The sequence below is a fragment of the Massilia rubra genome, assembly GCF_011682065.1.
GTDB lineage: Bacteria > Pseudomonadota > Gammaproteobacteria > Burkholderiales > Burkholderiaceae_D > Telluria_A > Telluria_A rubra.
In genome coordinates, this window is sequence record NZ_VUYU01000007.1 from 56,163 (window position 1) to 74,065 (window position 17,903).

The 17,903-nt window shown below is 64.3% G+C and carries 15 protein-coding genes; 3 read left to right on the top strand and 12 right to left on the bottom strand.

Annotated features, from left to right (window positions below; genetic code table 11):
* Positions 1–15: 15 nt before the first annotated feature.
* The 3 genes from F0185_RS12425 (at position 16) to F0185_RS12435 (ending at position 3,025) form a co-directional block, all read left to right on the top strand.
* A complete protein-coding gene (locus F0185_RS12425; RefSeq protein ID WP_167224814.1) occupies positions 16–921 on the top strand; it encodes a DUF2167 domain-containing protein in 906 nt (301 codons plus the stop codon).
* A 128-nt stretch (positions 922–1,049) separates the two neighbouring features.
* A complete protein-coding gene (locus F0185_RS12430) occupies positions 1,050–2,522 on the top strand; it encodes an APC family permease (protein ID WP_167224816.1) in 1,473 nt (490 codons plus the stop codon).
* Positions 2,523–2,548: 26 nt separating this feature from the next.
* Positions 2,549–3,025 (top strand): hypothetical protein, encoded by a 477-nt coding sequence (locus tag F0185_RS12435; RefSeq protein ID WP_167224818.1) that lies wholly within the window; start codon positions 2,549–2,551, stop codon positions 3,023–3,025.
* A gap of 58 nt (positions 3,026–3,083) precedes the next feature.
* Here F0185_RS12435 and F0185_RS12440 read toward each other — a convergent pair whose 3' ends face one another.
* From F0185_RS12440 to F0185_RS12495, 12 genes are all read right to left on the bottom strand, one after another.
* On the bottom strand, positions 3,084–4,106 hold the full coding sequence (locus tag F0185_RS12440) for a phospholipase C/P1 nuclease family protein (protein WP_167224820.1): 1,023 nt from the start codon (positions 4,104–4,106) through the stop codon (positions 3,084–3,086).
* A 91-nt stretch (positions 4,107–4,197) separates the two neighbouring features.
* Positions 4,198–4,740, bottom strand: a complete 543-nt coding sequence (locus F0185_RS12445; RefSeq protein WP_167224822.1) for a hypothetical protein — start codon at positions 4,738–4,740, stop codon at positions 4,198–4,200.
* Complete coding sequence (locus F0185_RS12450) at positions 4,737–6,071, bottom strand: peptidylprolyl isomerase (RefSeq protein ID WP_167224825.1); 1,335 nt, start codon at positions 6,069–6,071, stop codon at positions 4,737–4,739. Before F0185_RS12450 ends, F0185_RS12445 begins: the two co-directional genes overlap by 4 nt.
* 13 nt (positions 6,072–6,084) lie before the next feature.
* The gene (locus tag F0185_RS12455) at positions 6,085–7,137 is read right to left on the bottom strand and encodes a hypothetical protein (protein ID WP_229476973.1); all 1,053 of its coding nucleotides are present in this window, start codon (positions 7,135–7,137) and stop codon (positions 6,085–6,087) included.
* 150 nt (positions 7,138–7,287) lie between these two features.
* A complete protein-coding gene (gene nagZ / locus F0185_RS12460; RefSeq protein ID WP_167224827.1) occupies positions 7,288–8,829 on the bottom strand; it encodes a beta-N-acetylhexosaminidase in 1,542 nt (513 codons plus the stop codon).
* A 31-nt stretch (positions 8,830–8,860) separates the two neighbouring features.
* On the bottom strand, positions 8,861–9,832 hold the full coding sequence (locus F0185_RS12465) for a phytanoyl-CoA dioxygenase family protein (protein WP_167224829.1): 972 nt from the start codon (positions 9,830–9,832) through the stop codon (positions 8,861–8,863).
* On the bottom strand, positions 9,829–10,437 hold the full coding sequence (locus F0185_RS12470) for a GNAT family N-acetyltransferase (RefSeq protein WP_167224831.1): 609 nt from the start codon (positions 10,435–10,437) through the stop codon (positions 9,829–9,831). Before F0185_RS12470 ends, F0185_RS12465 begins: the two co-directional genes overlap by 4 nt.
* A complete protein-coding gene (locus F0185_RS12475) occupies positions 10,421–11,893 on the bottom strand; it encodes a glycosyltransferase (RefSeq protein ID WP_167224833.1) in 1,473 nt (490 codons plus the stop codon). Before F0185_RS12475 ends, F0185_RS12470 begins: the two co-directional genes overlap by 17 nt.
* 26 nt (positions 11,894–11,919) lie before the next feature.
* Positions 11,920–13,137: an MFS transporter gene (locus F0185_RS12480; RefSeq protein WP_167224835.1), complete on the bottom strand. Its 1,218-nt coding sequence runs from the start codon at positions 13,135–13,137 to the stop codon at positions 11,920–11,922.
* Positions 13,138–13,584: 447 nt separating this feature from the next.
* Positions 13,585–15,741: a S46 family peptidase gene (locus F0185_RS12485; protein WP_167224837.1), complete on the bottom strand. Its 2,157-nt coding sequence runs from the start codon at positions 15,739–15,741 to the stop codon at positions 13,585–13,587.
* A gap of 146 nt (positions 15,742–15,887) precedes the next feature.
* A complete protein-coding gene (gene cls / locus F0185_RS12490; RefSeq protein ID WP_167224839.1) occupies positions 15,888–17,165 on the bottom strand; it encodes a cardiolipin synthase in 1,278 nt (425 codons plus the stop codon).
* 61 nt (positions 17,166–17,226) lie between these two features.
* Positions 17,227–17,496, bottom strand: a complete 270-nt coding sequence (locus F0185_RS12495; RefSeq protein ID WP_167224841.1) for a GlsB/YeaQ/YmgE family stress response membrane protein — start codon at positions 17,494–17,496, stop codon at positions 17,227–17,229.
* Positions 17,497–17,903: the final 407 nt, after the last annotated feature.

The following is a 17,903-nucleotide window of genomic DNA, read 5'->3' on the forward strand; positions in this document are numbered from 1 at the left end:
AAATACGAGAATGCGATGTTCAAACACCTATCCCTGGCCGTGTTCTTGCTGGCCCTCGGCTGCATGACCGGCGCCCATGCCCAAGCCGGCGGCGACAAGCAAGAGCACAGCAGCGAGCAGCTGGAAGCCTCGCTCAAGATGCAAAGCGGCAAAATCAACTTGCCGGGCGGCATGGCCACCCTGAACCTGCCCGACACCTTCCGCTACCTCAGCCCGCAAGACGCCGAACGGCTGCTGGTCGAAGGCTGGGGCAATCCGCCTGGCAACGAATCGCTGGGCATGATCGTGCCGGCCAGCGGCGTGATGAGCAAGGATGGCTGGGGCGTGATCATTACTTACGAAGCCGACGGCCACGTCAAGGACAGCGACGCCGACACCATCAAGTACGATGAACTGCTCAAGGACATGCAGGAATCGGTGGCCGAACAGAACAGCGAGCGCAAATCGCAGGGCTACGCGGCCATGAGCCTGGTCGGCTGGGCCGAAAAGCCGAGTTACGAAAAAGCCACCCACAAGCTGTTATGGGCCAAGGAACTGGCGGTCGTCGGTGAAACCGAGCATAGCCTGAACTACAACATCCGCGTGCTCGGGCGCCAGGGCGTGCTGGTGCTGAACGCCGTGGCAAGCATGGACCAGATCGCCAATATCCGTCAGGAAATGCGCAAGGTCACCGCTTTCAGCGACTTCACGCCCGGTAACCGCTATGCGGACTACAACCCGAGCACCGACAAGGCCGCCGAATACGGCCTGGCGGCGCTGGTCGCCGGTGGTGTCGCCGCGAAAATGGGCTTGTTCGGCAAGCTGTTCGCCTTGCTGCTCGCTTTCAAGAAGCTGATCATCATCGGCTTTCTGGCCGCCGGCGGCGCGCTCGTGAACTTTTTCCGTGGCAAGAGCAAGGATAAAGTCGATCTCAGCAAGTGATGCGGCGGGCCGTGCGTTATCAGTCCGGCACGGCCACTTTCCGCGCGCGAAAGATGTGTATAAGTAAATGGCAATAGCCCCTATAATCGCTGCTGCCATTCATCTAGCGCGACAAAAGGGACGAATCCGTGAATCAAACTCTGGGCCAGAAGCTGTTCCGCATCAAACCTGCCGGTAGCACGACCAACCCCCCTCCCGGGCATGCAGGAACCGGCCTGGCGCGCACCATGGGATTGTTCCCGCTGACCATGATCGGCGTGGGCGCCACCATCGGGACCGGCATCTTTTTCACCATGGTCGAGGCGGTGCCCAAGGCCGGTCCCTCGGTCGTGCTCTCGTTCCTGCTGGCCGCGCTGACCGCCGGCCTGACCGCGCTGTGCTACGCCGAATTGTCGTTCCGCATCCCGGCGTCGGGCTCGTCCTACTCCTTCGCCTACGCCACCGTGGGCGAGTTCGCCGCCTTCATCATGGCCGCCTGCCTGCTGCTCGAATACGGCCTGGCCGCCAGCGCCACCGCGATCGGCTGGTCGGCCTACCTGAATAACTTCCTCACCAATGCCGTTGGCTGGCAGATCCCCGAAATGCTGCGCACGCCCATGATCGTCTCGGGTGAGCATGGGATGGAAATCCGCGCCGGGCACATCAACCTGCCGCCGATCTTTCTGGTGATCATGTGCTGCGTGATGCTCATTCGCGGCACCAAGGAATCGGCCACCACCAATGCCATCATGGTGCTGGTCAAGCTGGCGATCCTGGTGTTTTTCGTGGTGATTGCGTTTTCCGGCTTCGACATCAACAACTTCACGCCGTTCTTCAATACCGACAACAGCAAGGGCTTTGCCGGCATGACCGGCGTGACGGCGGCGGCGGGCACGGTGTTCTTCTCGTTCATCGGCCTGGACACGGTCGCCACCGCCGGCGAAGAAGTGCGCAACCCGACCCGCAACGTGCCGATCGGCATCCTGGCCGCGCTTGTCATCGTGACGGTGTTCTACATGCTGGTCGCGGTCGCCGCCCTCGGCGCCCAGCCGGCCCGGATGTTCGAAGGCCAGGAAGCGGGCCTGGCGGTGATTTTGCAGAATGTGACCGGCAAGGCCTGGCCGGCGCTGGTGCTGTCGGCCGGCGCCGTCATTTCGGTGTTCAGCGTGACCCTGGTGACGATTTATGGGCAGACCCGGATCCTGTACGCGATCAGCAAGGATGGCCTGATTCCGCCAACGTTCCAGAAAGTGAGCCCGCGCACCCAGTCGCCGGTCAGCAATACCCTGATCGTGTGCCTGGTGGTGGGACTGGTGGCCGGATTCGTGGACTCGACCTACCTGTGGGACATGGTCAGCATGGGCACCCTGACGGCGTTCATCGTGGTGTCGGTGGCGGTGCCGGTGATGCGCAAGAAGATGGGCGAATCGCTGGTCAAGGGCTTCCGCGTGCCGTTCGGCCCGTACGTGGTGCCGGGCCTGAGCATCTGCGCCTGCCTGTACATCATGAAAGACTTGTCCAAGACCACCTTTACCGTGTTTGCGATCTGGATGTGCGTGGCGGTGCTGACCTACTTTGGCTACAGCATCCGCCATTCGCGCCTGAACAGCAGCGCTGCTTGAGCGGAGCCGTCATGCCTGGAGTAACGATGCGCTTGCTCATCGCGGCGTCGCTGTCGGTGCTTCTTCAGGCGTGCTCCCGCACCGGGCATACGGATGCCCCGCCGGCCATCAACAGTAAAATGGCCGAGCTTGCTGATGACGGAGTGAACCGATTGAACATGGCCGACGACAAATTTCAAGACACCGATTGGGGTAAGGTTAATCTTCCAGGGAAAAGACTGGAACTGATCGATCCGGTGCGGATCGAGGATTTGCGGTTCCATGCCGATGGCTATGTCATCGCCACGATCGGTACCAAGGAAGTGTTAGCAGGCCCGATCTTCTATTGGAAAGTGAAGAACGGCGTATTGCTTTTGTCTGACAATAAGAATTTTTCTTCCGTTTTTTCAGAACTCAGCGCGCCGCGCGTTGAGACGCTTCCTGCGAGTGATGCGAAGCAGATCGTGAGTGTGACTGCGAAAAACGGCAGGCAGTTGCAGTACACACTCTCGCAGCGGCGCTAGCGATAAAGGGACGCCCGGGCCCACGGCGCGGGCCTGCGCGACGACTCCCGCTGCGCTGCTACTGGCCCAGCCGCACGGCGGCCCGGTCCAGCACGCGCACCACCATGGCGATCGCGTGCGGGACCATCTTTTTGGCCACGCCGCGCCGCACCGCGTGGTCGTGCGACGACAGCACCGCTCCCCCATATTTGTAGGAATAGGTACCGCCCTGCGTGAGCAGCGGCCGGATGTCGGTCGCGCCGTCGGCCAGCGGGGCAAAATCGTTGAGCGCGGCCAGCACCAGCGCCGCGTCTCCCAGCTTTTCGCTGTCGTAGTAATCCTCGACCCAGCTTTCCCAGCCGGAATGGTTGTGACCGAGTACGTTGAATGTATGGTGCGGCTGCAGCAGGTCGGTCGCGTGCAGCACAAAGCCGAGCGATTGCGCCGACGGCGCCTGCAAGAAGCGCGTCCAGAAATGTTGCGCCAGGTTGTCGATCGGCTGGAACGGGAAGTGCTGGTAATCCTGGTACATGCTGGCCGTCGAGTAACCGCCCTGGCGGTAGCGCGCTTCGGTCACGCCGTAGCTGTTGTACTTGCTGGCGTCGCCGAACCAGCCCCCCAGGCCGCCGGCGCCATCGTCCAGGTAATCGCCCACCAGCCAGGTGGCGGCCAGCTTGTCGATGTCGCCCGGATTGCCGAGTTTTGCGTAGTGGTAGCCGCCGAAATCGTTGCCGTGCACGTCGGCGCCGGCGGTGTGGTTCTGGAAGTGCCAGAACGAGGTGTAGCGCGCCAGGCCCGAGCCGAGTCCCCACAAGGGCGCGCCCTGGCAATTGCCGGTGGCGGCGCCGCAGATATAGGTGTCTTCGAAGTAATCGACATCGTGCGCGCCCTGGCCGATCGCGGCGGCGAACTGCTCCATCGAGTAGCCGGCCCGCGTCACGCCCGCCAGCAGGCTCGCGTAGCGGGTCTGGTTGGGGTGCGTTTTCATGAACTCGACGGCGTCGAGCACGATGCGGCGGTGGGTTTCGGTGTTCCACGCCCTGGCCGGCAGGCATGCGAGCAGGGCGAGTGCCACGGGGGCAAGCTTGAATAGTGCCTTCATCTGGTCTCCATCTTGTTGGTAGTAATTGCGGGCATCACGGACGCGATGCCCGGCCGGCTTGCTGCATTGCCACGACCGCGTGCGGCCGCGTTCATCTCCCCAGCGCGGGATGATCTTTGATCAGCTGCGCGCGCATGTTTTCGAGTCCACGTGCCTTCTCTTCCGCCCTGGCGACTTTGTCGGCGGCGATGCCCATGGCGCGCCCGCGCGCGATGTCGTCACGCAGGCGCGGCAGCTCGTCGTCCACGGCCTTGATGTAAGCGGCCAGCACCTGCGCGTTCTGGCGCGCCTCGAACGCCTGGTAAGCCTGCGGGTCGGCCAGTTCGGCCGCCGTGGGACGCGCCGGCGCGGCGCTCTCCCGCGTGGCGCTTTCCCGCGCGATGGGCGGCGCTTCCGGGTCGCCGTGCAGGCGCGTCTGCGCCAGGCTGTGCGCGGCCGCCAGCGGCGCGTTGCCGGCGGGCGTGGCCTGCCTGGCCGGGGGCCAGGCGTCCAGCCAGGGACGGCCGGCGGCGGGCGCGCCCGGGGCGGCGCTGGCGCTGGCGGGAACGGGAGCATCCTGCGCCTGCGGCCACCCCAGCCAGAGCGCGCCCGCCACCGTCAGCGCGCCAGCGAGCGTCATCAGCGCCGCTTTCATGGCGCCCCCGTGGCGCCGGGCAGCCTGGACGGCATGTCGACTTTGGCGGCGCGCACCAGGGCAATGCGGGCGTCGGTGAATTCGGCGCGGGCGCGCTCATGGGCGATGGCCTTGCGCGCCATGTAGCGCACGGTTTCCGAACCGGGCGGGTAAAAGCCGTCGATCCGCTGTGCGACCAGCACGATGTCCCACGTGGCCGGCGCGGACGGCCCGACCGGCGCGCGGAACGGGGTCGATACCTGGCCGGCCGGTTGCTGCAGTGCCAGCGCCGCGAGCCAGCCGGGCACGGCGGTCTGTCTCACCCAGCCCAGGTCGCCGCCACGCTTCCCGTTCGGCGCCAGCGAGTGGCGCCGCGCCAGCAGGGCGAAGTCCTGGCCGGCCGCCACCTCGGCAGCGATGTGTTTCGCCAGCGCTTCGCTGGCGACCCGGATGTGGCGCGCCCGCACCTTGTCGGTGCGCCGGAACTGGTCCTTGTGCGCGCTGTAGAAGGCGTTGACGTCGGCCTGCGTGACCTGCCGCGCCAGCGCCGCCTGCAGCGGGCTGTGCGCCTCTGCGCCCTCGGCCAGCCCGTACAGGCGCAGGGCGCCGCGCACCGCCTCCTGCTCATCGAGCGCCTGGCGCAGGTCGGCCACGGCGGCCGCGCCGAAGCGACGGCTGGCCCAGTCGAGCACGAACAGGCCGGCCACCCGCAGGCGCGCCTGATGGGCGATGAAATCCATCCTGCGATTGAAAAATTCCATGCGCCCCTGCACGTTCTGGCGCTCGAACACGTCCAGCACGCTCAGGATGACCGGCTCTGTCTTGCCCAGGCGATAGCGCAGCAGCGGCGTGCGGGCCGCCAGCGCGGCTTGGTCGGGCGTGAAGTCGTAGCCCAGCCGCAGTGCGCCGGGCGCACCGAACAGGCGCTCGAGCGTCGCCGGCGCCAGCGGGTAGATGGCCTCGATCGCGCCGGGCAGGGCGCGCAAGGCCGCGTCCAGCTCGCTGGCGTGCATGCTGCGCAGCAAGCCACCCAGGCGCTCGTCGACGCCCACGCCCGGCGCGAAACCGACCGTGCCGGCGGGGTACAACTGCGCCGCGCTGAAACGCTCGCGCGCCCAGCGCGCTTGCAGGCGGTCGGCGACGATCTCGGCCAGCACCGCGTCGGCGGATGGGTGGCCCGGCTGGTCGCGGGCCTGGTGCAGCAGCGCGCGCAAGGTGAGCGCGTGCACGGGCGCGCCGTTGATGTGCGCCACCGGCGCGGCGTCAAGCGCTGGCGGCGTCGCCTGCGCGTGGCACAGGATGCTTGCCAGGAGCAGCAGGGCGGCCAATTGCCGGCGTGGGGTCGGGATCATGGATGCTTTCGTGTCAGGCGAGGATGGCCACGCCGTGGTCGGTGCGGTCGGTGAGGATTTCGAAGGCGGCGCCGTGGCGCGAGCTATACCTGCGCGGCGGCTCGTCGCGCAGGGTGACGGTCATGCTGCACGAGGCCAGCTTGGAATTGAGGCAAGTCTTGATGCCGCCGGGCGGATTCGGATAATGCAAACCGGCAAACGCCTCGCGCGGCGCATCGATGCGGATCTCGACGCGCACGCCGTCGGCGCGGGCATCGAGGTCCCAGGTAAAACCGGCAATCCGGGCGCGCGTGCGCAGCGCTTGCGTAATGCTGTTGAGCGACAATGCCAGGGTGCCGATGCGCAGCACCACCAGGCTCATCTGCGGTGACCGGAGCGGACCCCATCTCAGGCGCGCCGTCGAGCATTCCAGGAACACCTCGGGCGCATCGTCGAAGCCGGCCACCTGGCCCCAGGCATAGGTATCGGTGTGGCGGCTGCCCCAGTTGTGGTTCTGGCTGCCGCGCCATTGGTCCACCGCCACGGTCTCGCCATCGATGTCGAGCTGGCCCGAAAACAGCGCGCCCGGCGCTCCCACCAGCGCCTTCGCTTGCGGAAAGCGTCCGCCATACAGCGACGCCGGCAGCAGCAGCAGCGGCGGATGCGGCGCGTCGTAGCCGAGCGCCCAGGCGATGCTGTGACCAGGCCCGCTGGCGCTGCCGGCCAGGCAACTGGCGCTCAGGTGCGCATGGCCGATCAGCAGATCCGGCGCGCCCGCCCCGATGAGGCAGTCCGCCAGCGCGAACTGGTTTTTGAGCGCCACGATGCGGCGCTGTTCGCCGTCGAACCACACCGCCCAGACTTCGCCGAGCGCCAGCTGCGGCTGGCCGGCCGGGCTGAAGAAGGTGTAGCGAATCCAGAAGGCGCGCGCGCGGCCGGCCTCGTTGGCGCGCAGGAAGTAGCTTTCGTAATGCCCGGCGCGGCTGCCCGGGACGAAGCGGCAGCGGTTGGCGTCGGCGCGGCTGGCGCCTGTGGCCAGGCTGCCCGGTGCTGCCATAAGATGACGACGCTTGCTGCGGTCCGGCATGGTGGCTCCTCCGTGGGATGGAGCAGCCAATGTACCGGGCCGGTATGTACAGCGTCTTGTTGGAATGCGACAGGCAATGGCGCAGTTACGCCAAATCCGCCATCGCTCATCGATCCGTTACGGTCGCCCGGCGCGCCGGGCGGCCGGGGACTATGCCGCCTGGGTGAGGCGTTCGACCACCGGTTCCAGCGCGGCCGGACGGCAACCGAAGGCGGCCAGGCGGCCTTGCGCCTGCGGCGCCAGGTCGAGGTCGTACGGCAGGCGGCCGGCGACGACCCACAGCTTGTCCGCCGGCATGGCCGCCAGCAGGCGGCGCTGGTTTTCGACCAGCATCGCGTTATAGGTCTGCACCACAATCTGCTGCGCGCCGTCGGCAAAGGCGATCGCCGCCGCCACTTCGGCATCGGACGCCTCGGCCGAGATCGCATATTCCGTCACGTCGAGCCCGGCCTGGCGCAGCGCCGGCAGCATCGAGCTGCGTGCTTCGTTGTTGCGCCCGTTCGCCACTTCATCGACTTCGCTGCGCGAGCGCACCTCGACCGTGATCAGGCGCACCGGCAAGGCCGGGTCGAGCGGGCGGAAATCGCCCTGCACCAGCAGTGCCGCTTTCTGCACTTTTTTCGCCAGCGTCATCGACTCGGCCGTCATCAGGCCGCCTGGGATAGCGGCGCGCTCGCGCCAGCCGCCCACCGCGCGCGCCTGCTTCAGGCGGCGCACGCGCGCCAGCGCTTCCTCGATCCGCTGCGCGGCGATCGTCCCCTGCGCCACGGCCGCCGACACGGCCGCCAACGCCGCGCGCTGCTGTTCTTCGCGGTGCGAAATCAGCACGATGTCGCAGCCCGCCTGCAAGGTCGCCACCGCGCCCGCCGCCACGCCCACGCCGTCGGCGATCGCGCCCATTTCCAGGCAATCCGAAATGATCGCGCCCTGGTAAGCCATTTCCTCGCGCAACAGCCCGGTCAGCACGGCCCGGGACAAGGTGGCCGGCACCGCCGGATCGGGTTCGATCGCGGGAAACGCCACGTGCGCCGTCATGATGGCGTCCACGCCGCCGGCGATGGCGGCGCGGAACGGCGCCAGCTCGACCGCGCGCAGGCGCTCCAGGTCGTGCGGCACCAGCGCCATGGAATAATGCGAGTCGACCGCCGTGTCGCCATGGCCGGGGAAATGCTTGGCGGTGACGATCACGCCCGCTTCTTGCTGCCCGCGCAAGGCCGCCATGCCGTAGCGCACCACGGTGTCGGCATCTTCGCCGTAGGCGCGCACGCCGATGATCGGGTTCAGGCGGTTGTTGTTCACATCGAGCACGGGCGCGAGCAGCATGTTGATGCCGATCTGGCGCATCTCGTCGCCATTGATGAAGTTCACTTGCCGGCAGTCGTCCACCGATCCGGCCGCCTGAAAAGCCATGGCGGCGGGAATGGGCGTGACGCCCTGTTCGATGCGCATCACCATGCCGCCTTCCTGGTCGAGCGCGATCAGCAAGGGCTGGTCGCTCACTTCGGCGTTAATCTCTTGCAGCCTCTGGCACAGCCTGGACACTTGCGCCGGCGTGTGGACGTTGCGCCGGAACAGGATCACGCCGCCGATGCGACGCTCCCGGATCAGGCCGATAATATGCTCGTTCGGCTCCAGGGCGTCGAAGCCGACCATGAATAACTGCCCGATGTTGTGCTGCATAGTCGCTTGCATCTTGAAAATCCTCGCTATCCGTAAAAAAGTTCTAGTCCCTATCCTGCCATGGCCGCAGGCCCAGCAGTTGTTCGCCCAGCGCGGATAATTGCGCCCGCGGGTATTTTGTTTGTTCCCATTTGCGCGGATCGCCGTGCAGGCTGTATCCGGCCGGCGCTTCGCGCTCGCGCCAGGAGCGGATGCGCCATTGTTTCAACGCCTCGTCATGCTCCTGCGCCGGCATCATCGAAATATACTGCGCCATCCTCACCTTGCCGGCCGAGACATTCTGGCGGATGCCGTGGCACAGGCGGCTGTTAAAAATGAGCAGATCGCCCTTTTTCAACAATACCGGCACGTGCGGCAAGGCCGAGACATCCGGCCGGTACCAGTCCCAATCGGCCGGCTGGGTGCGGCGCCAGGCGTCGAAATCGCGGAACAGCGACGGCACGCAGACAAAGCCGCCCACCTCGATATCGGTCTGGTCGCCGATCGACAGCACGCCCTGCACATTTGGCGGCGCGCTCTCGGGGTCGTAATCCCAGTGCATGAAGCTCTTGAATGCGAATCCCGGCTCGGGCGGCAGGTTCAGGTTGATGCGGTCGATCGACACCCACAGCTTGCGCGTGCCCCAGATATCGGTAAAAGCGTCGTGCACCCGCGGCATCTGGCGCGTATCCCACAGATACTGGTGGTTGTATAACTCTATCATCCCCGCGTTGAAGCTCAGCTCTGTTTTTCTCAGGCGCGATTTTTCGGGCGGATACCAGGTGCCCGGGTCGTGCGGATCGAGTTCCTCGAATTCCCAGATCAGCTGTTCCAGGCGCGCCAGTTGATCCGGACCGACCGCGTCGGGAATGACGATATAGCCGTTTTGTATCCAGAAGTCCCAATCGGTTTCCGACAGCACGCGCAGCGGCGCGCCGTTGGAACGGTCGTTCAGGCGCGCCGTGGCGCTCGCCCGTGTCGATTGATTGCGCGTGCCGACGCTATGCTTGCCGATGGCCTCGATATTGGCGTTCATTGCGATCCTCCAGGTAGTACCAGTTCCATGAAATGCAGGCGGTCGAAAAACAGCTCGGCCGCGTAATCGAACACCGCGCACGAGCGCCATCCCTTGTGCAGGTAAATGCTAAAGGCGGCGCTGTTTTCCCACACCGTGAGCACGATGCGCGCGCTGCCCTTGCCGCGCGCCAGGGCCTCGATATCGGCCAGCATCAGGTTCAGCAGGCCGCGCCCGCGACAGCGCTCCTCGACCGCCAGGCTGGCCACGAACAGGTCGTCAGCGCGCGCGTGCAGGGCGATAAAGGCGTCGTAGGCGGCGTCCATGGCGCGCATCTCGTCGCGGTAATACGACACTGCGTTCACCCGGGCGAATTCGGCGATGGTGGCGGCCGTGTAAAAGCCGCTGAAGCAGCCGGCGCCATCGAACAGGCCACGCGCATGGGCGATATACGGATCGATATTCTGGCGCCGCTGCAAAGCGACCAGGGGCAGGCGCAGGCGATTGCCGAACGAGCAGTATTCGAGATAGCTGGTGGCGAACAGCAGCGCCGCCATGCGGTCGCGCTGCGCCTCGCCGATCTGCGCACCGGGCAGGAAAGCGTAGGGTTCAGCGTTCGTTGGCATGGGCGCCGCGCAGTCGCGTGGTGAGGTTGGCATGGACCTTGGCATAGCTGCGCTGGTCCGGCATGGCGTGGCCGTGTGTCGTGTGCCAGAAGTTCCCGCGCCGGATGCGCTCGGCATTGATGGCCATCAGATAGGCGCCGAACAGATCGTTGACCCGGTCCAGTTGCCGGTCTTGCGACAGGAACGAATAATAGTGGCAGCCCGGCGCCGCTGCGCGCAGTTGCGAGGCGTACGCCATGCGCGGCACTTCGGTGCTGGACAAGACCACGGCCACCTCGGCGAGCTGGCCAATGTCGTCCAGGCGCCAGCCGCGTTGATCGAGCGCGGCGATGCAACTGTCGTAGCCGGCCTGTTCCGACGGCGTGAGCGGCGCCGGCTGGTGCGTGAGGGCGTCGACGCGCAGGCGCATGCCGTGCAGGCCGCTGACGATGGTTTCCGGCGCATCGTCATGCAGCACGCCGTGGCGCGCCACCAGGTCGTGGTAGCCCGCCAGCGAGCGCCCGATGGTGTCGTGCCAGGCGCCGTAGGTGGCCTGGTGCAGGGTGGCGGCGTAGCCTGCGCCGTGCGGCTTGTCCTTCTCGGGCACGGCTGGGCCCATCGCGTCCAGATTCGCATCGATCCGCGCGATCAGTTGCGCGATGGCCGGATTGGCCTTGCGCGCGACCAGCATGCCGTTTTCATCGTTGAACAGATTCATCCAGCAGACGAAACTGGCGTCGAGACGGTTGCTCTCCCGGTTCACCGCGAAGCTGACGTAATCGGGCACTTCCGGCTTGCACAGGAACACCGTGGCGGGACGGTACGGCATGGTGTCCGCATCGAGATAGATGCCGCCGCAGCGGTGCAGGATCAGCAGCCTGAAATAATCGGCCAGGTTCACGAAATAGCGCTGGCGGTGCAATTGCGCCAGCAAGGCGGCGATGCCTGGGCCGCATTCGCGCGCCAGGGCGTCGAGCGCATGGACGGTGAGCAGGCGCGTGCCGCAAAGATACGTGCCGATCGCATGGTGCGCGCCCGGTGCCGGGTGAAAGCACGGATCGTTGCGCAATTGCGCGCCATTCCAGACCCACAGCGCCAGGCGGTATGGCCCGCTGTCCGGCGCGCCGATGGCGTCGAGTGCGCAATCCCACTGGCGTACCGATTCGCGCGCCATGGCCGGCAGCGCCCCGCCCAGCCAGATCCGGTGCATGATCAACTCGCCCGGCGCGAGCGGCTGGGTGGGAATGGCCAGCAGCGACGAAGCCCTGCGCGCATCGAAGTCGCTGCCATGGCGGCGCACCAGGCGCCGTAATTCGCGCAGGTGGACGTGGTAGGACGACTGCGCCGCGTGCAGGCGCGCCCGGGCGTCGGCGCCGCCATGCGCATCCTGCCGGCAGAACGCTTCCCACTGTTTATACGCAAGGAATTCGGCTTTCAGATCCTTGATCAGCACTTCATACGCCAGATCGACATGCATGCTGCCTCCGTTCCGTATCCGATTGCTTATTCGGCCTGGGGCGATTGCGCCAGGGCCGGCTCTTGTCCATCGTGGTTCCTGGCAAAGCGCATCAGGCAGATGCCGAGCACCACGCCCAATGGCACGTTGAACAGCGCATACGACGCCAGCGAATAGTCAAAATACGCGCCCACCAGGTTGTAGATCTCGACGCCGGCGGCGATATACACGCAATACAGCAGGCTCATGGCGGACGAGGTGAGGTTCATCGACACGCCGGTGGCGGTCAGCGACAGGCGGATCAGGGCGCCGTTAAACAGGCCGAAGCCGGCCGAGAAGATAAACATGCAGACAATGAACAAATGCCCGTGCCGGTACACCAGCCCGGCGCCCAGCATGCCGACCACGGCCAGTGCCGCGCCCTGGCGAATCAGGCGGGTGAGCGAAAAGCCGTCGCCGAGTTGTTGAATCGCCATGGTGCTGAGGATAAATCCGGAGAAAATCACCAGCTGGTACAGGATATAGGTGCCATAGGACTGGCCCATGTGTTCCATGATGATGAGCGGCGACAAGCCGATCCAGGCCGTCAGCGGCGTAATCGCCAAGGCCGCGATCAGGATCCCGGACATGAATTTTTTATTCCGCACGATGGCCAGGTAACTGGCGCGGATGGCGGCCAGGTCGGCGGGCGGTTTGAGCGTTTCCGTGCGCGGCATGAATGTAAACAGGCCGAGCCAGGCGATACAGCCGAGCACAAAACCGATCCCGAAAATCGATTGCCACGGAAACATGCTGATCACGGCGCTGCCGACCACCGGGCCGATCAGCGGCGCGAAGACGGTGGTATTGGACAGCATGGCGGTCAGCTTGACGGCGTCGGCATCGTTGAACAGTTCGTGGATGGCGGCGTAGCCGATGAAAATGAAGCAAGAGCCCATGCCCTGGAAGAAGCGGGCGGTGAGGAACTGGCCGATGGTGGCCGAGAACGGCACCAGCAAGGTCGCCACCAGGTACAGCGCCACGCCGGCCAGCATGACCTTGCGCTTGCCGACGCGCTCGGCGATCGGGCCGAGAAAGATCTGCAGCATGCTGCCGCCGAGGATGAACAGGCTCAGCGACAGTCCGATATGCCGGTTCGACGCCTGGAACTCGCGCACGACCTGCGGCATGGCCGGCATGATCATATCGTTCGACAAATAGACGGTCAGCTCGTAGAGGATGAAAAACAGGGAAAAGTAGAGCAGATGTGTGCGTTTCTCGAACATGTTTTCCACCTGAAAAAATTTTCCGACATTCCTACGGCTGAGTTCTAAAACCCTACAACCGGGGTCAGAGCTTTAATTAGCAACAAACGCGTTGTCGATCGGTCCCCGCCGCCTCGTCATTCCCGTCTACGCGGAAATGGCAGAACTGCATTGGGGCCTGACCCCGGTTTTGCACGGTTTTGGAACGAATCGGGGTCTGACTCCGGTTTTGTAACTAGCTGTTTTGCAACTGTTTCAAGTTAAAGCTCTGACCCCGGTTGGGGAATGTGGTCTTAGATTGGAATCTATAGTAACTCTACTGGTCGTAGATTGGTATTAAAAAATTGTAGAATTTTGTCATCGCTTGGCGTGTTGTTCACGCCGCCCGCCAGCGATGGACGAAAAAAATGCCTGCGTCCCGGAGGAGGCAGGCATCGGAGATGGGCGGGCCGATAGCCCCGCCTCAGCTTATTCCACGTTCATTTCTTTGAGCAGGTTGTCGGCTTTGTCGACATGCTTCATGTTCCACAGCATGTAGCGCACGTCGACCTGGATGTCGCGCGTGTTGGCTTTGTTGAAGTCCCAGTCGGAAATGATCGAGTCCAGGGTGCCGTCGAACGCCAAGCCGATGAACTCGGCCTTGCTGTTCAGCGCCGCCGAACCGGAGTTGCCACCCGTGATGTCCAACGTCGCCAGGTAGTTCACCGGCACGGTCTTGAGCTTCGGATCGACATATTTGCCGAAATCCTTGGCCTGGATCGCCGCCAGTTGCGCCGCAGGGGCGTTGAACTCGCCTTCGCCGGTCGCTTTCGCTACCACGCCCTTGACGGTCGTGAAGGCGGACCACGATCCGGTGCCGTCGGCTCCATGGTCGCGGCCGGCAATCTTGCCGAAGGTGACGCGCAGGGTGCCGTTGGCGTCAGGATAGACCGGCTGGCCCTTGCTGGTCATGTAGGCGATCTTGGCCTTCATGTAGGTGGCGTAGGCTTGCTGGATCTTGCCTGCCAGCTCTTCTTCTTCGGCTTCGCGCTTCATGCCGGCGTCGTACATGGCTACCGCAGCCTTGATGAAGCTGTCGTTGCTGGCTTTGAAGTCGGCCGGGGTCTTGCCGACCCAGGCTGCGCGCTCTTCCTTGGCGCCGAGCTTGGAGCCGGCATACATGGTGTCGAGCACGGCTTGGAGCTGGGCTTCGCTCATGCCGTCGTTGACGCCGACAGCGGCGTCGAAGCTGGCGTTGCGCTCGGCTTTCGGCTGGGCCGCATATTGCTTCAGGAAGTTCAGGACCAGCGCCTTGTCGACTTTTTCGTCGTAGCTGCGCTCGACTGCCGCCACGCTCGCGGTCAAGGTCGGCAGGTCGCGTTCCTGGTAGCCCGTTTTGCGCTCGGCGTTCGGCTTGGTGCTTTCGTTCGACAGGCGGTACAGGCGGCGTGCCACGGTCAGCAGTTGCGGCGTGGCGCGCGGCAGCAAGAAGTTGCGCTTGGTTTCGGCGTCGCGCTGGGCAATGAGCTTCTCGACCTGTTCGATGTCGGCCGCGTATTCTTTCTGGCGCGCCGGGTTGGCATTCACCCAGGCTTTCATATCAGCATGTTCGCGCGTCTTGCGGGCCAAAATGTCGCTACCTTCGTAGCTGTTCATCATGCCCTTGCGGTTCTTGTAGTAGTTGTTGACGTTGGCGACCTGGCCGGCGTATTTCAGCTTGGCGTCTTCATTGGTCTTGGTCTCGCGCGCGATAATGGCCAGCGTTTCAGCCGATACTCTCACGAAGGTCGGATAGTCCCAATCGAAGGCAGCCACCACTTCCGACGGCAGGCGGTGACGGCTGGTGCGGCCCGGATAGCCGAGCGCCATGATGAAGTCGCCTTCCTTGACGCCTTCGCGGGCGATCTTCAGGTGCGTTTGCGGCACGTACGGCACGTTGTCCTTGGCGTAGGCGGCGGACTTGCCGTCCTTGCTCACGTAGGCGCGGTAAAAGCCGTAATCGCCGGTGTGGCGCGGCCACATCCAGTTGTCGGTGTCGCCGCCGAACTTGCCCACGCCGGCCGGTGGCGCGTGCACCAGGCGCACGTCGCGAATGTCGAGCTGCTTGATCAGGTAAAACTCGAGTCCGCCGTAGTAGCTGGACACGGTGCAACGGTGGCCGGCGTCTTTTTCGCACTCGGCAACCATCGACTTCATGTTCTTTTCCATCGCGTCGACGCGCGCCTTGCCGGCCAGCTTGGCGACCTCAGGGCTGATGATCTTGTCGCTGACGTTGGCGACGTCCTTGGTGACGAAGATGTGGCTGCCCGGCGCGGCCGGCAGTTCTTCCGCATGGGTCTTGGCCAGGAAGCCGTTGGCCAGCAGGTCGCGCTCAGGGGTCGAGTTGACCGCCACGCTGTTGTACACGCAGTGGTGGTTGGTCGCTACCAGGCCCTGCGGCGAGACGAACGATGCGGAGCAGCCTCCCAGGCTGACGATCGCATTCATCGGAAATTCGGTGAGCTTGGTCAGGTTGGCCGGATCGAGCTTGAGGCCGGCGGCCTTGAGTTGCTTGGCTACTTGTGGCAGCTGCTGCGGCATCCACATGCCTTCGTCGGCTTGTGCAACGGTGCTGAGGATGGCTAGCGTTAGGAAGGTCTTTTTCATTCGCATTTCGTCTCTTTTTGGTCAATCGGAACAGGCTTGGCTCGCTGAGCGCCCTAGAGTATCCGTATCGCCAAAATAATAGTCAATCAAATTTTGATTGACCGCCGTCCGCGCCGTCCGCGCCATCCTCCGCTATGCGCCTCCCCTTACAACTGCCCGCCCACCAGCGAGGCCACTTCGCCCGCCACTTTTTCGGTCCACGAACGCTGCTGCCATGCCTGCAGGGTAATCGGGCGCGACAGTTTCCAGTCCTTCTCGAAGATGGCTACCTGTTCGGCCGCGAAGGCGTGGTCGATGATGTTCAGGTTGGCCTCGTCGTTCAGGCTGAACGAGCGGTTGTCGAAGTTGGTCGAGCCGACCGACACCATCAGGGTATCGACCACCAGCGCCTTGACGTGGAACATGGTCGGCTGGTACTCGGCGATGTCGACACCGGCTTCGAGCAGCGCGCCCCAGCGCTCGCGCGAGGCGATGCGCACCACGTCCGAATCGATGTCGTCGCCGGGCGTGATGATTTTCACCTTGACCCCGCGCTTGGCGGCCGCGACCAGGGCATTGATGGTCAGCTCGTCCGGCACGAAATACGAACTCGACAGGTGGATGGTGTCGCGCGCCGAGGTGATCGCCATCAGGTACATCAGCAGCATGCTTTCGCTGCCGCCGCTGGGCGAACTGCTGAACATCTGGGCCGCGTGGCCGCCCACGGGTTTGAGTGGAGGAAAGTAATTCGGGCCATCGAGGACGGTGCCGGTGGCCTTGGTCCAGTTGTCGGCGAACACCGCCTGCATTTGCCCGACCACCGGGCCTTCGACCCGGAAGTGGGTGTCGCGCCAGTGCTTCTTGTCCTGGCCGGCGCCGCGCCACTGGTCGGCGATGCCGACCCCGCCGGTAAAGCCGATGTGGCCGTCCACCACCAGCACCTTGCGGTGGGTACGGTTGTTCAGGCGCGTGAATTTCCACCAGACCGGCTTGTGGTAGCGCTGCAGCTGGATGCCGGCCTGTTTCATCTGGTCCATGGCGGCGTTGTCCATTTTCATGCTGCCGACAAAGTCGAGCATGACGTGGACCTTGACGCCGGCGCGCGCGCGTTCGATCAGGGCGTCGGAAAATTCCTTGCCGATCGATTCGGACCAGTAAATATACGTTTCCAGGGTGATCGTGTGCTTGGCTTCGCGGATGGCCTTGAGCATGGACGGGAAGATCTGGTCGCCGTTGAGCAAGACCTCGACCTGGTTACCTTCGAGAATGGGGGGACCCAGCAGCACGCCCATGGAGCGCCGGAATTGCGGGTCGTCGGTGTCGTACAGGCGATGCAGTTGCCGCTCGATCTTTTTCTCGCTCGGCATGAAATTGAAAACCAAAAACACTCCCAGCAAGGTAAGCGCACAGCTGATCAATGCTACGTAGAGGGGTTTTTTGGTCATCGGGATATCCAGGCAAAAAAAAACCAACGCCCGCAGGCGTTGGTCATGGGGAGGACTGCATTTAGCGTACTTTACCGCGACGCAGCAGGTTGACGATGGCCAGCAGGATCACGGCGCCCAGGAAGGACACGAGCAGCGACGAGACGCTGAAGTCATCGTAATTGATGGTGCCGGTGCCGAACAATGGGGCGAGCAGCCAGCCGCCCAGGGCCGCGCCGATGATGCCGACGATCACGTTCAGGATGATGCCTTGTTGCGCGTCCGTTTTCATGACCATGCTTGCGAGCCAACCCAAGATACCGCCGACGATGATCCAGATGATGAATAACATGTTGATTCCTCCAGTTGGTTAAGTGATTTACCCGGCCACGTGCAATCGCCGGGCCATGGAAAAAGAATAATCGGGGCCATTGGCACGGTCGGTGCGGCAACGAACGTAATGGACGATTCAACATCTTTTTGGGTGGGGACGTTGTGAAAATGCATGCTGCGCAATGCGCCGTCTTCCAACGCCGCCCATGCATCACCACTGGCGTCCCCGCGCCACCACCACCGGCGTCCCCGCGCCGCCGCCGCCCATGCGCTACCACCACCGTCGTCCCCGCGCAGGCGGGGACCCAAGGTAGTGCCGTAGTTACGGGCGAACGACAGCCTTGGATCCCCGCCTGCGCGGGGATGACGGCGGTGGCGTGCGGCGGGGATAACGGCGGCGGCGTGCGGGAATAACAGTGCTGTATA

Bases quoted from the DNA above. Each gene is read 5' to 3' on its own strand.
- F0185_RS12480 (WP_167224835.1), bottom strand. From the start codon at position 13,137: ATGTTCGAGAAACGCACACATCTGCTCTACTTTTCCCTGTTTTTCATC.
- nagZ (WP_167224827.1), bottom strand. From the start codon at position 8,829: ATGCAAGCGACTATGCAGCACAACATCGGGCAGTTATTCATGGTCGGC.
- F0185_RS12435 (WP_167224818.1), top strand. From the start codon at position 2,549: ATGCGCTTGCTCATCGCGGCGTCGCTGTCGGTGCTTCTTCAGGCGTGC.
- F0185_RS12450 (WP_167224825.1), bottom strand. From the start codon at position 6,071: ATGATCCCGACCCCACGCCGGCAATTGGCCGCCCTGCTGCTCCTGGCA.
- F0185_RS12495 (WP_167224841.1), bottom strand. From the start codon at position 17,496: ATGTTATTCATCATCTGGATCATCGTCGGCGGTATCTTGGGTTGGCTC.
- F0185_RS12425 (WP_167224814.1), top strand. From the start codon at position 16: ATGTTCAAACACCTATCCCTGGCCGTGTTCTTGCTGGCCCTCGGCTGC.
- F0185_RS12485 (WP_167224837.1), bottom strand. From the start codon at position 15,741: ATGAAAAAGACCTTCCTAACGCTAGCCATCCTCAGCACCGTTGCACAA.
- F0185_RS12465 (WP_167224829.1), bottom strand. From the start codon at position 9,832: ATGAACGCCAATATCGAGGCCATCGGCAAGCATAGCGTCGGCACGCGC.
- cls (WP_167224839.1), bottom strand. From the start codon at position 17,165: ATGACCAAAAAACCCCTCTACGTAGCATTGATCAGCTGTGCGCTTACC.
- F0185_RS12470 (WP_167224831.1), bottom strand. From the start codon at position 10,437: ATGCCAACGAACGCTGAACCCTACGCTTTCCTGCCCGGTGCGCAGATC.
- F0185_RS12475 (WP_167224833.1), bottom strand. From the start codon at position 11,893: ATGCATGTCGATCTGGCGTATGAAGTGCTGATCAAGGATCTGAAAGCC.
- F0185_RS12440 (WP_167224820.1), bottom strand. From the start codon at position 4,106: ATGAAGGCACTATTCAAGCTTGCCCCCGTGGCACTCGCCCTGCTCGCA.
- F0185_RS12445 (WP_167224822.1), bottom strand. From the start codon at position 4,740: ATGAAAGCGGCGCTGATGACGCTCGCTGGCGCGCTGACGGTGGCGGGC.
- F0185_RS12455 (WP_229476973.1), bottom strand. From the start codon at position 7,137: ATGCCGGACCGCAGCAAGCGTCGTCATCTTATGGCAGCACCGGGCAGC.